13 protein-coding genes are annotated in these 13,619 nt (G+C 62.8%); all 13 read right to left on the minus strand.

Going from position 1 to position 13,619, the window contains the following annotated elements; translation table 11 throughout:
• Positions 1 to 6: 6 nt before the first annotated feature.
• On the minus strand, positions 7 to 876 hold the full coding sequence (gene icmH, locus H0I86_RS30855) for a type IVB secretion system protein IcmH/DotU (protein ID WP_007930266.1): 870 nt from the start codon (positions 874 to 876) through the stop codon (positions 7 to 9).
• A 5-nt stretch (positions 877 to 881) separates the two neighbouring features.
• A complete protein-coding gene (gene tssK / locus H0I86_RS30860) occupies positions 882 to 2,213 on the minus strand; it encodes a type VI secretion system baseplate subunit TssK (protein ID WP_009051584.1) in 1,332 nt (443 codons plus the stop codon).
• A gap of 2 nt (positions 2,214 to 2,215) precedes the next feature.
• Entirely contained in the window at positions 2,216 to 2,716 is a 501-nt protein-coding gene (gene tssJ, locus H0I86_RS30865) for a type VI secretion system lipoprotein TssJ (RefSeq protein WP_009051585.1), read from the minus strand.
• 5 nt (positions 2,717 to 2,721) lie between these two features.
• A complete protein-coding gene (gene tagH / locus H0I86_RS30870; protein ID WP_180923274.1) occupies positions 2,722 to 3,915 on the minus strand; it encodes a type VI secretion system-associated FHA domain protein TagH in 1,194 nt (397 codons plus the stop codon).
• A gap of 17 nt (positions 3,916 to 3,932) precedes the next feature.
• Positions 3,933 to 4,073 carry a hypothetical protein gene (locus tag H0I86_RS30875; RefSeq protein ID WP_007930271.1) on the minus strand — a complete coding sequence of 47 codons (141 nt, stop codon included), beginning with the start codon at positions 4,071 to 4,073 and terminating at the stop codon, positions 3,933 to 3,935.
• Between the two features lie 95 nt (positions 4,074 to 4,168).
• Positions 4,169 to 5,686 carry a sigma-54 interaction domain-containing protein gene (locus H0I86_RS30880; RefSeq protein WP_180923275.1) on the minus strand — a complete coding sequence of 506 codons (1,518 nt, stop codon included), beginning with the start codon at positions 5,684 to 5,686 and terminating at the stop codon, positions 4,169 to 4,171.
• Positions 5,687 to 5,696: 10 nt separating this feature from the next.
• Positions 5,697 to 8,351 (minus strand): type VI secretion system ATPase TssH, encoded by a 2,655-nt coding sequence (gene tssH / locus H0I86_RS30885; RefSeq protein ID WP_180923276.1) that lies wholly within the window; start codon positions 8,349 to 8,351, stop codon positions 5,697 to 5,699.
• 11 nt (positions 8,352 to 8,362) lie between these two features.
• Positions 8,363 to 9,370, minus strand: coding sequence for a type VI secretion system baseplate subunit TssG (tssG, locus tag H0I86_RS30890; protein WP_007930277.1), 1,008 nt, complete (start codon positions 9,368 to 9,370; stop codon positions 8,363 to 8,365).
• Positions 9,334 to 11,121, minus strand: coding sequence for a type VI secretion system baseplate subunit TssF (tssF, locus tag H0I86_RS30895; protein WP_007930278.1), 1,788 nt, complete (start codon positions 11,119 to 11,121; stop codon positions 9,334 to 9,336). The genes tssG and tssF overlap by 37 nt, the downstream gene beginning before the upstream one ends.
• Positions 11,122 to 11,186: 65 nt before the next feature.
• Positions 11,187 to 11,570 carry a hypothetical protein gene (locus H0I86_RS30900; protein WP_180923277.1) on the minus strand — a complete coding sequence of 128 codons (384 nt, stop codon included), beginning with the start codon at positions 11,568 to 11,570 and terminating at the stop codon, positions 11,187 to 11,189.
• A 341-nt stretch (positions 11,571 to 11,911) separates the two neighbouring features.
• Positions 11,912 to 12,751, minus strand: coding sequence for an alpha/beta fold hydrolase (locus tag H0I86_RS30905; RefSeq protein ID WP_180923278.1), 840 nt, complete (start codon positions 12,749 to 12,751; stop codon positions 11,912 to 11,914).
• A 3-nt stretch (positions 12,752 to 12,754) separates the two neighbouring features.
• Complete coding sequence (locus H0I86_RS30910) at positions 12,755 to 13,261, minus strand: PAAR domain-containing protein (RefSeq protein WP_180923279.1); 507 nt, start codon at positions 13,259 to 13,261, stop codon at positions 12,755 to 12,757.
• On the minus strand, positions 13,251 to 13,619 hold the full coding sequence (locus H0I86_RS30915; RefSeq protein ID WP_180923280.1) for a hypothetical protein: 369 nt from the start codon (positions 13,617 to 13,619) through the stop codon (positions 13,251 to 13,253). Before H0I86_RS30915 ends, H0I86_RS30910 begins: the two co-directional genes overlap by 11 nt.

Genomic DNA, 13,619 nt, shown 5'->3' on the forward strand with positions numbered 1-13,619 from the left:
CCTGTATTACGGCTGGGGCTGGACCACGGCCGGGTCAAGCTGCTGATAAGGTTGCAGAACGGTCTCGCGCTGCTCGCCCAGAACCCAGGCGAACCCCGAATACATCACCACCAGGCAGACCACCGTGAACAGCGCGACCATCCACCACGGCACGATGCGCACCAGGCTGCGGCGCTTGTCGTGCAGGCCTTCCCAATGCGGCGACAGCTCGCGCGGCACGTCGCCACGCAGCTGGCGGATCTGCCGGTACAGCGCATCGCGGATGCCTTCGAGTTCGAGCATGCCACGGGCCATGACCCGGTACTTGCCCTCGAAGCCCAGCGACAGGCACAGGTACATCAGCTCCAGCATCGGCAGGTGCTTGACCGGGTTCTTCGACAACCGATCCAGCAGCTGGAAGAACTTCTCGCCACCAAAGGTCTCGTTGTGGAAGCTGCTGAGCAGGCTCATCTGCGACCACTCGCTTTCATTACCCCAGGGGGTGGTGACCACCGCCTCGTCGACCACGGTGCACAGCACGTAGCGGGCGGCCATGACCTGGCTGCTTTCGGCGCCGTTGTGCAGGGCGCGCACCTCGAACAGTTTCAGGGCCGAGGTCAGGCGTTCGTTGAGCGCGTACAGGTCTTCGCGGGTGTCGCTGTGCTTGAGGCGCACCACTTCCGACAACAGATCGGAGGCCGCCGCTACCAGCGCGTTCAGGCTGATGTTGAAGGCCTCGGCCGGGCGCAGGCGCGCGGCGTAGATCATCCGTTCTTCCAGTTGCTCGAAGCGTGGCGGCGCGGCGAAATCGGTCAGCGGACTCTGCGCCGGGCCATGGCCCTGGCGATCGAGCAGGACGGTCTTGTCGTCCTGGTTGTGTTCCATGTCCTTGATCATGTCGGTCAGTTCCTGATGGCCCAGAATTTCAGTTCAAGCTCGGCGAATTCGCCGGACACGTGGAAGGCGAAACCGCCGGAACGCTCCAGTTGCGCCAGGTCTTCGGAACTGAGTTCGAGGATGAAATAGGTTTTGTTGGAGTGGAACGCGATCTGCCGTGGCGCCACCGGCAAGGGTTTGACCTTGATCCCCGGCAGGTGCAGGTTGACCAGCTGGCGAATCCGCTCCACCGGGCCGACCTTGAGGTGCGCCGGCAAGCGATGGCGCAGTTCTTCGGAGTCGCAGTTGGCGCTGGCGGCCAGGACGAACGAGGCCGAGCCCAGTAGCTTGTGGTCGTGCAACGGCGACACGATGATCCCGTACTGGCGCGCCTGCAGCACCAGCTCGATGGCGTGCTGTTCGAGCACCATCGACAGCACCTGGCGGATCGCGTCCATCAACTTGCGAAAGCTCGCGCCCTGGTCGCTGTGCTGGTAGCGGCTGTCCAGGCGCGGCCGCTTGCTGTCGCTGGCGAAGGTCGCCAGATCGCCGAGCATGGTCAGCAGCGTGCGGTACAGCTCTTCCGGGTGCACCTGCTCCAGGCCCAGGTAGTGGCGCAGCAGCAGCTCGGTGCGGTTGATCAGTTGCAGCATCATGAAGTCGCCGACTTCGGCGCCGCCGACCTTGCCGTTGGAGCGGATCCGGTCGGCAATGGTGTCGCCGCGGTGGCTGAGCATGCTGATCACTTCCTTCAGGCACGACAGCAGGTAGCTCGAGGCATGGGCGTGGATGAAGGTCGGCACGAAGTCCGGGTCGAGGCTGATCACCCCGTCGGGCGTGGTGTCGAGGACTTCGCAGAGCTTGAGCTTCACATAGGCCTGGTCGCTCTGTTGCTCGCCGAGCAGCAGGCGGAAGTCCGGCCGGGCGCAGCTGACCTGGCTGCTGGAATCGTCGCCGGCGTTGGAGTCGGCCACTTCCGCCTCGTAGGTGGTGTAGCGCGCCAGCACATCGGACTGCTCCGGACGGCGCGCCTCGATGTGGTTGCCGGTCACCAGCGGCAAGGCCAGGTAGACCGGGGTATTACCAGTGTTCGGCGGCACGTCGAGGGCCAGCGGCTCGGTGTTGCCACCCAACTCGAACAGGCTGCCGTCGGGCAGGATGCCGGAGGCCTGGCTGATCACCAGCTTGCCCATGTTGAGGAACTGCAGGTCGATCTCCAGGCTCAGGAAACCCCAGGAATAGCTGCCCAGCAACTGGGTGCGGGTTTTCATCTGGTAGTCGTAGTAGCGATCGTTGTGCTGGAAGTGCTGCGGACGCAGCAACATGCCTTCCTGCCAAATGACTTTATGCACATTCATGATTACTTGTCCGCCTTGGCGAGCGTTGCGTTGCTGGTGCGGATACCGGCCTGGTCGAGGGTCAGATCGGCTTCGGTCAGCTCCACCGGAGTGAGCTGGACCACATAGCGCCACTGGGTTTCCGACAGGTCGCGGTAGGCCGCCAGCACGCCGACGTAGCGGCTGCCCTCTTCGACGCTGAGCTTGAGTTCCACGGTTTCACCCGGGCGCAGTTCCAGTTCTTCGCTGGCCACCATGTCCGGTGCCAGGGACTCCTTGGCGCGCTCGTAGAGGCTGAAGAAATCGGCGTTCTCGAAGGCCACCGGATGCTTGAGTTCGATCAACCGCACCACGATCGGCGAGGGGCGACCGTTGAGGTCCGGGTTGAGCTGGTCGCTGGCGGTCAGCTTGAGGTTGAGCTTGGTCATGGTCGAGTACGGCGACAGCGACGAGCAGCCGGCCAGCAACGCCAGGGCGGTCAGCGCAGCCAGCGTCTTGAGTAACAGGGTCGAGCAGCGAGACATGCGCATCATCCTTGGTGTTCGGTGTGAAGGGTGGAGATCAGGCGGATCTGTTCTTCGTAGGCCTGGGCGAAGTCACGGGCCAGCAGGCGTTCGCTCCAGTCATCGTCCTGGAGCAGGGCCTGGTGATAACGGTTGTAGGCTCTCCAGCGGCTGCCGGACGTGGCCAGCAACGGCTTGTTGTCGCGCTCGAAACGCAGGGTCAGCTGCTGCGGCGAGAAATGCTCGAGGGTGCCGCGTACAGCTGCGCGGCTGGCGGTCAGCAGCGCCACCTGGTGCGCCTGCAGATCGCGGAAAGCGCGGGAGATCGCCTGCTCGGCCGGCAACTGGCCGGGCTTGTTGCCCTGCAGCAGGATGCCCAGCGCTTCGCTGGCGTCCACGGCGAACTTGAGCGGGTTCTTGCTACCACCCTGGGCCGTGGTCAGGGCCAGGCGCAGTTCGTTTTTCAGCTCGCTGCGGGTGCGCAGGCTCTGCTGCAGGCCGCCGATGCTTTGCTTGAGCAGGCGCGCGGCATCGATCGCCAGGGCTTCGCGGGCGTCGTGATCGAGACCTTTGAGGTCCACCCCCAGCGCCGCGCCGAAATGCTCCCAGAAGCCTTCGCGCTGGCGCTCCACCGGGGCCGGCTCGACGGCGACCGGCGCCTCGGGCTGGGCCACCAGTTCTGGCACCAGCAGGCTTTCCATGTCGATCCGCGCATAGTCCGCGCGCTGCCGTGGTTCCTGGCGCGGCGTGTTGAGTGCGGTCAGCTCGTCGATTTCCGAATACACCCGCTCCTGCTGGTCCAGCGCGTTGAGCGGGTCGAGGTCGAGGAATGCGTCATCGGGAATGATGCTGCCAGCGGCTTGCGGACGCCCGACTTCGGCGTCGAAGGTCGCCGGATCGCGCACCAGGCGCGCTCGGATCTCGAAGTCCCCCAGCACATAGACGCTGCCGTGCTCGATACGCTGCGGCTCGCCCTTGCGCAAGCGCGCGCCGCTGTCGCTGGCCTGGATACCGTTGCTGCTGGTATCGGTGAGGAAAAACATGCCATCGCGGTAGCTGACGATCGCGTGGTGATTGGACAGGTGACGCTTGCGGTCCGGAATGATCCAGTCGCAATCCTCGCCCCGTCCGATCACCCCACCGGCCTGCTTGAAGGTTTTGCTACTCAACTCCGTGGGCACGAACTGCTTGGTGTTCAGCATTTCGAAAACCAGTTCCATGATGATGCTCCTTGCGGTCACTTGCCGCGATTGACCGCCTGCGGATCACCCAATGGGCGATAGGTGTTGTCGTTGAATTTGTAATTGCCGCTACAGCCGCCGAGGCCGCTGAGAACGATCAGAGCCAGCAGGGCGGCTTGCCAGTGACGAACAGACATCAGAGGGTCTCCATGGGTAGACAATGCACAAAGCGCCGACCCTGGCGGGCGACGCTTGGCGAAACGAAAAAGGCGCTGGGGAAAGTCATGTCGCGCTAACCCTCGAAGTCGCCAAGATTGATGTTCAACCGCCCGAGGCGGTACAGCAGCGTGCGCCTGGGCAGCCCCAGCTCGCGGGCCGCCAGGGTCTGGTTGCCGTCGTTCTTGCGCAGGCAATCGAGCAGCAGGTGACGCTCGACCTTCTCCAGCCGTTCGCGCAGGTTCAGGCCGGGTTCTTCCGGCAGCGCTTCACTGCTCAGGGAGAAATGCTCGGCCAGCAGCTCACCGCCTTCGCACAGCAACACCGCCCGCTCCACCAGACCCTTGAGCTCGCGCACGTTGCCCGGGAAGGTGTAGCCCGACAGATGATTGAGGGCGGTTTCCGACCAGCTCACCGGGTCGCGCTGCAAGAAAGCGCAGGCCTTGTCGGCGAAGTGCCGGGCCAGGTCGAGGATGTCGCCTTCGCGCTGGCGCAAGGCCGGCAATTCGATCGGGAACTGCGCCAGACGGTAGTACAGGTCCTCGCGGAACTTGCCCTCGCTGACCAGCACCGCCAGGTCGCGGTGGGTCGCGGCGATGATGCGCACGTCGATCTTGTGGGTGTCGTTGGAACCCAGCGGACGGATCTCGCCCTCCTGCAACACGCGCAGCAGCTTGGCTTGCAGGGACAGCGGCATGTCGCCGATCTCGTCCAGCAACAGGGTGCCGCCATTGGCCGCGTCGAACAGCCCCGGACGGTCGCGATCGGCGCCGGTGAAGGCGCCCTTGCGGTAGCCGAACAGCTCGCTCTCCAGCAGGTTCTCCGGGAAGGCCGCGCAGTTCTGCACGATGAACGCCTGAGAGCGCCGCGGACCGTAGTCGTGGATGGCCCGCGCCACCACTTCCTTGCCAGTGCCGGTCTCGCCACGCAGCAACACGGTGTAGGGACTGTGCAGCACCTTGCTGATCAACTGGTAGGTCTGGCGCATGGCCGTGCTGTTGCCGATCAGCCCGTAGCCGCTGGCGCTGACCGGGGTGCTGGCCACGGGCGCTGCGTCGCCCACCGGACGGCGCAGGCGTTGCAGCAGGTGCAATTGCCCAAGCACGAACGAGCCCAGCTGGCCCATGGAATCGGCGAAACCCTGCAGGTCGATATGCTCGCGACTGGCGCACAGCAGCAGGCCCTCGACGGCCTTTTGCGTGTTCACCAGCGGCACGCACAGCAGCGACTGCCAGGGCGTGTCCCGGGCCGGCAGGAAACTGGTTTCGTGCAGGCTGCCGCTCAGCCCCACCAGGCTCACCACGCGGTTCTGGCACAGGGCGAACTGCAGCAGCTGCTCACCGTTGTAGTCCGCCGGCAGGCTCGCCGCTTCCCGCGGTTGCAGGATGCCGCCCAGGCATTCGGCGCTCAGGCCCAGCCGGGTATGGGTGGCATCCAGCAGGTACAGCTGGCTCAGCTCGCAACCGCTGAGCCCGGCCACGCCGCGCACGAAATCGCCCAGCAGCGCGCCACCGTCGGCCGCCCGCGACAGGCTGGCGAACTGCGCCAGCAGCGCCTCGGCATAGATCAGCGGTTGCGGTACACGAGTGAACATCACACCCACCTCAGGCGAACTCGCAGGTCACGCCGCCGCCGCTGTCGAGCGTCGCGTGTACGCGCTTGAGGTTCTCGCCGGTGGCCATGGCGTCCAGCAGGCGGTCGGCCACCAGCGGCAGTACGTGCAGGTCGAGCAAGTGGTCGATCAGGCGCGCGCCGCTTTCGCTCTGGGTGCAGCGCTCGGCCAGGTGGTCGACCAGGTTCTGGCAGTAAGTGAAATCCAGCTGGCGACGGTTCAGGCGCTCGCCCAGGCGGCCCAGCTTGATTTCGATCAGCTCGCGCAGCACCGGGCCGCCCACCGGGTAGTACGGCACCACGCGCATGCGCGCCAGCAGCGCCGGCTTGAAGTGCTTGCTGAGCACCGGGCGGATGGTCTCTTCCAGGATCTCGGCGCTCGGCCGCTCACCGTTCTCGCACAGGGCGCTGATGCGGTCGCTGGCCAGGTTCGAGGTCATCAGGATCAGCGTGTTGCGGAAGTCGATCTCGCGCCCTTCGCCGTCGTTGGCCACGCCCTTGTCGAAGATCTGATAGAACAGATTGAGCACGTCCGGATCGGCTTTCTCGACCTCGTCGAGCAGCACCACCGAATACGGCTTCTGCCGCACCGCCTCGGTGAGCATGCCGCCTTCGCCGTAGCCGACGTAGCCTGGCGGCGCGCCGATCAGGCGCGATACGGTGTGCTTCTCCTGGAACTCGGACATGTTGATGGTGGTGATAAAGCGATCGCCGCCGTACAGCAGGTCGGCCAGGGCCAGGGCGGTTTCGGTCTTGCCGACGCCGCTCGGGCCGACCAGCAGGAACACACCGACCGGCGCATCCGGCTTGTTCAGGCCAGCGGCGGTGGCGCGCATCGAGCGGTCCAGCGCATGCACCGCCTGCTCCTGGCCACGAATGCGCGCGCGCAGGTCGGTGGCGAAGCTCGCCACCTTGGCGTTGTGTTCACGGGCCAGTTGCGTCAGCGGCACACCGGTCCAGGCGCTGATCACTTCGGCCACCAGGCGCGGGCAGACTTCGAAGCTGACCAGGCGTTCCTGGCTCTGGGCATCGCTCAGGGCGCGATGGGTTTCGTTGAGGGCAGCCTCCAGCGCCTCGACGCTCTGCCCTTCTTCCACTTCAGCGGCGAGGGTTTCGATCACTGTGCCTTCGGCGTCTTCTTCCACCGACACCCGCGGCGGCTGGTTGGCCGCGTCGCGAGCCTTGGCCAGTTGCTGGCGCAGTTCGAGCAGACGCTCGGCCAGGGTGCGTTGTTCGCTCCACAGGGTTTCCAGGGCTTGCTGCTCGGCCTCGGCGTCGGCCAGACGGGCTTCCAACGCGTCCAGCGCTTCCTGGTCGATCACCAGGCCGGCTTCGGCATCGCGGCGCAGTGCCTGGCGCTGACGGCCGCCTTCGGCCAGCTCGCCACGCAGGCGTTCCAGGCTCTCCGGCGCCGCCGCCAGGCTGATGCGCACCCGGGCACAGGCGGTATCGAGCACGTCCACCGCCTTGTCCGGCAGCTGGCGGCCAGCCAGGTAGCGGGCCGACAGTTCCGCCGCGGCCACCACCGCGTCGTCGCGCAGGTAGATACCGTGGCTCTTCTCGTAGACCTGAGCCAGGCCACGCAGGATAGTCACCGCCTCGCTGACGGTCGGTTCGTGCAGCTGCACCGGCTGGAAGCGACGGGCCAGGGCCGGGTCCTTCTCGAAGTACTTCTTGTACTCGGCCCAAGTGGTGGCGGCGATGGTGCGCAGCTCGCCACGGGCCAGCGCCGGCTTGAGCAGGTTGGCCGCATCGGAACCGCCCGCGTTGCCGCCGGCGCCGATCAGGGTGTGGGCTTCGTCGATAAACAGAATGATCGGCTTAGGCGAAGCCTTGACCTCGTCGATCACGCCCTTGAGGCGGCGCTCGAACTCGCCCTTCACGCTGGCGCCGGCCTGCAACAGGCCCATGTCCAGCGACAACAGCTCGACGCCCTTGAGCACCTGCGGCACTTCACCGGCGGCGATGCGCGAGGCCAGGCCTTCGACCACCGCGGTCTTACCGACGCCGGCTTCGCCGACCACGATCGGGTTGTTCTTGCGACGACGGGCGAGGATGTCGACCATCTGGCGGATCGCGCCATCGCGGCACAGCACCGGGTCGAGCTTGCCCTCGCGCGCCTGCTGGGTCAGGTTGTGGGTAAAGCGCTGCAACAGCGATTCGCCCGGCGCCGCCGGCTTGCCGCTGGCCGGCTCTTCCTTCTGCGACAGGGCGAAATCCTTCAGCCGTTCGATGTTCAGCTTGGCCAGCAGCGACTGGTAACGGCTACCGGCGTAGCGCATCGGGTTACGCAGCAGGGCGAGGATCAGCGCCGCCTGCTCGACCTGGCTCTGGCCCAGTTCGAGGTTGGCCACCAGCAAGGCGTCCTGCAGCCACTGCACCAGCTCCGGGGCGAACACCGGGTTGCGCGAGGCGCTGTGCTCGACCCGCGATTGCAGTGCCGCGCTCAGCTCGCCGGCATCCACTTCGGCGTCCTGCAACGCGCGTGCGAGCAGGCCTTGCGGACGCTCCAGCAGGCCCAGCAACAGGTCTTCGACCAGGATCTTGCTGCCGCCACGGGCGACGCAGCGTTCGGCGGAGCTTTCCAGGTCGCGGCGGGTTTCGGCGTCCAGCGCCTGGATCAGTTGCTGCAGGTCTACGTTGATCATGTCATCTGTCCTTAATGAATTTTGCTGCCCAGGGTCACCACGCCGTCCGCGCGTTCGCGGCCGAGCCAGCTGGTCCACCCCAGGCGACAGGCGTTCTGCTCACCGATGCGCAGTTCGCGGATTTCTTCCTGGCGCAGGACCAGGCGAATGTCGTAGTCCAGCGGGTCACGCAGGGTGAACCGCACCAGCGCACACAGCGGCTGGTAGCCGAAACCGATCGGCAGGAACTCGTGGAAGCGTTGCCAGTCGAGCTGGCGGATATGGATGCGGAACTTGCCGCTGCGGTCGCGCACCCGCTCGCCCAGCACCAGGTCTTCGCCGAGCTGGCTGTTGGCGCGACCCAGGCGGTTGCGTTGCTCTTCGAGAATCTCCACCCGCCGCTCGATGCACTGCTCGATCACCAGGTCCGCATGCTTGAAGTAGTAACGCAGCACGGCCTCGATCAGCGCCGCCGAGTGGGCCCGCAGGCTGAGCAGGCCGAGGTACGGCAGCAGGCGCTTCCAGTTCAGTTCCTTGGCCTTGCGGATGTCTTCGCCGCCGAGGCCGATCAGGGCGAACAGCTGGGCGGAAAACGGGTCGAGCGCGCCGCTCTTGAAGCTGGCGCGGTAGCGATACTTGCGCCAGATCGGCAGCATCAGCCGCTGCAGGCGATGGTGGAACAGGTCGAGGAAATTGCGGGTCGGGTTGCCGTCCTCGCTGTCACCCAGGGCCTGCTCACCGTAGAACGCCGGCAGCGGCGAGCCGGAGCCGAACAGCCCGATCAGGTTGAACCGCAGGCGCGCGCGCATCTGCCCGTGCTCTTCGAAAAACTCCACGCGATCGACGTCGCTGCCAGGGAAACCCAGGCTCGGATTGGCCTGGAATTCCAGCTGGTCGTAGAGATCCTCTTCGCTCAGGCCCGGGTGGGAATCGCGCAGCCGGTCCACCACCAGCAGCACGGCCTGGAACAGCGAGTACTCGCGGATGACCCGGGTCAGCCCGCTTAAAGCAGGGGCTGTAGACCCATACGTGGTGTCCATTGGTACACCTCTCCCTGTGTACTTTTTACCCGCAGCTCGTGGTACGAGTTGAGACTGGCGTAAAGAGCGAAAAACTCGTTGAGAACCGAAGCGAAGACGAACATGTCGCCTTCACCGATATAACCTTCCGGATCGATGGTCAGCTCGGTGCGCAGACCGCGCAGCGGCAGGCCCCGATGCAGCCGGTCGACATGTTCGTGGCGGATCGACTTGAGCCCGCCCAGCAGGCGCTTGCTGACCTTTTCCAGGTGCTGGTCGTAGTAGCGCGGCAAGTCGTAGGTTTCGAGAATCACCTTGAGCGCGTCGACGTTGGCCAGCGACAGGTAGTTGAGCGACATGTTGCTGATCAGCTTCCACAGGAAGTCACGATTCAGCGGTGGCGCGTAGCTCGAAGTGGCCGGGGTGATGTTGCGGAAACTGAGGAATTCCGGGGTTTCCTCGCACGCCTGGTTGATCTCGCCGAGCTTGAGCCGGCGCGGCAGGTTCTGGTTGGTGCAGGTCAGCTCGATGGACAGGGTTTCGTGGGCCTCGGTGTGGCGGATGCCGAAGCTCAGGTAGGTGTCCAGGCCGTCGTGCAGCAACGAGGAGCGCTGGCGGATGCTGTAGTGCGGGCGGCTTTGCGGGACGTCGAAACTCGGGTCGTGCTCGAAGGATTCGAACGGCACATATTCCTGGTAACCCAGGCCGCCGGGCTTCCAGCCGGTGACGGTTTCCACCGAGAACACGCCGCAGTTTTCCAGGTCGTACTCGGCCGGCAGCAACAGGTACTCGTCCTGCTTGCCATCGAGGCGGATCGGCAGCGCGTCGTGCTTGAACAGGTTGGCGATCGGCGTGCAGTACAGCTTCACGTTGTCCAGGGTCGGCCGCAGGCGCTGGATGCCGCTCTTGCGAATGTCGAAGCGCACCTCAAGGCCGTGCAACTGCTTGAGGGTGTCCTCCGGCAGCGACTTGAGCAGGTCCAGGCCGTTCAGGTCGACGAACAGGAACTTGTCCTGGAAGGCGAAATACTCCTGCAGGTAGCGATAGCCACGGAAGGTGTTCAGCGGGTACGGGATCAACGCTTCTTCTTCGGCAAAGCCCACCGGCTGCACGCGGTTGCCGGGCATCTTGAACGACATGGCATTGCCACTGACACCCGGGAACGGCTTGCCGTCCATGCCCAGCGGCACCAGCTCGATGCCTTCGAGGTTGCGCAGCAGGCTCAGGTAGAGCATCTGGCTGATATAGCGCTCGCCCGCCAGGTGCAGGCGCAGGCGGCTCAGGTTCAGCTCGCCGAGGTGACCGTCGCAGCTCATCTCCAGGCGCAGGCTAAGCAGTGCGCCGTCGCCTTTCACCGAGTAGTTCAGCGCCGTCAGGTCCAACGGCAGGACTTCGGTCGGATAGCAGGTACGGAAGCGGCAGCGCACGTCATCGATGGGCTTGCTCTCCACCGGCGTATCACGCTCCACACGCAGGGCCGGCCCGGACTGCTTCAGCGGGTCGAACTGCAAAATGCTGAACGCCGGCAACGGCCGCATGTAGTTCGGCCACAGCAGGTGCATCAACGAATGGCTCAGCTCCGGCAGCTCGTCATCGAGCTTCTGCCGCAGGCGACCGGTGAGGAACGCGAAACCTTCGAGCAGGCGCTCCACATCCGGGTCCCGCCCGGCCTGCCCGAGAAACGGTGCCAGGGCCGGACTACGCTCGGCGAAACGGCGACCCAGCTGGCGCAGCGCGGTGAGTTCGCTTTGGTAGTAGTGGTTAAAGGACACGAGTGCTTACCTGCTTATCGTTTTTGAGAAAATTTCAGCGCCAGGACATTCAACAACCGCACAGGTCAAGGACAGAAAGCGCGGTCATCGATAGTCCATTCGCGCTGGGTCCCTTCACTGATCTTCTTCACGCCACTCAGATGCTGTTTCAACTGGGCACCGTCAATGGTTTTGCTACCGTTGGCATCGCTGATCGTCAGCAGATAATTGGCCGGGATCTGCTCGATCACGTCTTCGCCATAAGAGGCAAAGCTCGCCACCAGTGCGCGAGAGCCGGCCGCGGAAGTCAGCGTGCGCTCCAGCGAATGCATGTTGGAGCTGTTGATCACCTTCATCTGCAAGGGCTGGCCGCAACGGTTCGCGACATACACATAGTTGTTGTAGACCTGTTGCGCCGCGCAACCGCTCAAGGAAACAAAAAGCAGGATGAAGCCGGCGAACCTAGTCATCGAATTCGATCCCAATCGATAGTTAAAAAAATTCATAAACAACCCAATCGCCGAACCGGCTCAAACTCACCACAATGAGCGCAAACAAAATAAACGGCTCGAACCCACCCCTGAAATCTCGAAACTTGACCAAACGAACTGCACTTTTTACAAAATAATAAAAACCGACAACTATCATCGGAAGATAAAGAAAAATACAAACCACGAAAAAAAATGTATACACCGCCTGAGGGAGTAATAAGCCCATAAAGTCGATACTAACCTCCCACGGGGCTTTGGGATCGATAAAGCTCAAAGACAGCATGACAAGAGAAATGAAGATAACGAAATATCGCATCACTTTATCGAAGCCCTTCGTCATAAAGCCGCTTTGCAAGTTCCCGATGCCTTAATTGACCGTCCGCATCATCCCCTGAATAGTAAAAGTGTCCCTGGTTAGCGCCTGACATCTGCCCCGCAAGCTCGGGTGCAACGCCAACCAATTCGGCGTCCGTCATCCCGGCATAAATCGGATCGCCCTTATCTGTCAGGTCAATAATTATTGTTTGGATTATTTTCGGATGCCCGGTTACCGCATCCTTCAAGTCCTGATTGATCGGCGCACCGATGAGAACCAAGTGATCGACGATAATATCCTTGCGCGCATGATACATAGCGCTACGCGCCGCAATTACCGCCCCCCATGAGTACCCGACAATATTGAACTGCCCAGAAGTCGGAATCTTTTTTGATATGCCAATGGCAGCAAGGGAGAAATCCGCAGGTTGGCTTTCTATAACCGGCATAGTGCTTTTAACAGCGACCAAACCATACAAATCGGTTTTTTCTTTTACAACGCCCAACTGATCATATTCAAACTCTGCCGGCCGACTACTATCCTGATTGTAAAAAATAACCGCCGATGCGTCGGCGAGCATATCAACCATTGGATGGACATACTCATCCGCCCCAGTGATCAGGGATGAATAGTTTCCGTAAACAGAATTGGCGATGCCTACCTCAGTAAATGCATTGATCATGTCGGCGTTATAACCACCAATCATCCCAGCGCCACCCAAAAATACGGTCAGCCCTTGCTCAACTACAACCGGCTTAGGGACAAGCTCTTTGGTAGGGGAACTTTGCACCGTAGCGACTTTTTTGAAAGTACCACTTGAAGTGCTGATGGTATCAGTGGCCATTCATCAACTTCCCGCTGCTACGTAGACTTCGACTTTCTCTGCTCGCTCATGTCGAGCAAGCCGATGAGTAAGCCCTGCATCATTGGTAATCCCCTCTTCCTGCGTGCCATCTTCGCGAACAAGCAGATATCGGCGATTGGCAATCGGAGCTCCCGCCTCATCTGTCAGCGCAAACTGCTCATCAAGTCCAGGAATAATCAGCGGTAATGGAGGAACAAACGGCGCCGCCGAGTGGGAATTTCCGATAACCACCGTCCCCGACCCACCGATAACGATATTTCCATGAGTCCCGACCGAATCAACCGTGGCCGCCGGCTTGCCATTGATCAGCACGGTGGTTGCCAGGGCGCCGGACATAGTGCCGCCACAGGCCGAGGCATCGCCTTGGCGGGCAGCCGGAAGTCCGTCGAAAAACACATCGCCGGAACCGGCGGCGATCGGGTTGGTACCGTGACCTGGCAATGGGCAAGCGGTCGGGTCTGAAACACGAGCGGCAGGTTTACCGGACATGTTCACCTCCCATGGGCAAGAGGGGTGGCGTGAGCGTTGGTGACGCTGCCAGCTTTGCCGAGGGAACAGGTTTCGCCGGGTCATGCAGCAGTACCGCTTGGGTAGCGGCGATGATAGAAAGACGCGCGCCTTTCACTTCAACGGCTTTGTCATTGGCCTCGATGGTTACGCTGTGGCCACTTTTGAAGGTCAGTCGGTGAACCTGCCGGCCTTCTTCCTGAACGATTTCATGAGTGTCCAGATCCAGCAGGTTGGTCAGCCCTATCGTGGCATCGGGCGTGCCGAATGAAACATGGTTGACTGGCTCAACGGCGCGACTTGTCGCCTCGCCCAAACGAATGAAATGGTCTTCGCTCAT

The sequence above is a fragment of the Pseudomonas chlororaphis subsp. aurantiaca genome (genome assembly GCF_013466605.1).
Taxonomy (GTDB): Bacteria; Pseudomonadota; Gammaproteobacteria; order Pseudomonadales; family Pseudomonadaceae; genus Aquipseudomonas; species Aquipseudomonas chlororaphis_I.

Bases quoted from the DNA above. Each gene is read 5' to 3' on its own strand.
- icmH (WP_007930266.1), bottom strand. From the start codon at position 876: ATGATCAAGGACATGGAACACAACCAGGACGACAAGACCGTCCTGCTC.
- tssK (WP_009051584.1), bottom strand. From the start codon at position 2,213: ATGAATGTGCATAAAGTCATTTGGCAGGAAGGCATGTTGCTGCGTCCG.
- tssJ (WP_009051585.1), bottom strand. From the start codon at position 2,716: ATGTCTCGCTGCTCGACCCTGTTACTCAAGACGCTGGCTGCGCTGACC.
- tagH (WP_180923274.1), bottom strand. From the start codon at position 3,915: ATGGAACTGGTTTTCGAAATGCTGAACACCAAGCAGTTCGTGCCCACG.
- H0I86_RS30875 (WP_007930271.1), bottom strand. From the start codon at position 4,073: ATGTCTGTTCGTCACTGGCAAGCCGCCCTGCTGGCTCTGATCGTTCTC.
- H0I86_RS30880 (WP_180923275.1), bottom strand. From the start codon at position 5,686: ATGTTCACTCGTGTACCGCAACCGCTGATCTATGCCGAGGCGCTGCTG.
- tssH (WP_180923276.1), bottom strand. From the start codon at position 8,351: ATGATCAACGTAGACCTGCAGCAACTGATCCAGGCGCTGGACGCCGAA.
- tssG (WP_007930277.1), bottom strand. From the start codon at position 9,370: ATGGACACCACGTATGGGTCTACAGCCCCTGCTTTAAGCGGGCTGACC.
- H0I86_RS30900 (WP_180923277.1), bottom strand. From the start codon at position 11,570: ATGACTAGGTTCGCCGGCTTCATCCTGCTTTTTGTTTCCTTGAGCGGT.
- H0I86_RS30905 (WP_180923278.1), bottom strand. From the start codon at position 12,751: ATGGCCACTGATACCATCAGCACTTCAAGTGGTACTTTCAAAAAAGTC.
- H0I86_RS30910 (WP_180923279.1), bottom strand. From the start codon at position 13,261: ATGTCCGGTAAACCTGCCGCTCGTGTTTCAGACCCGACCGCTTGCCCA.
- H0I86_RS30915 (WP_180923280.1), bottom strand. From the start codon at position 13,619: ATGAGCGAAGACCATTTCATTCGTTTGGGCGAGGCGACAAGTCGCGCC.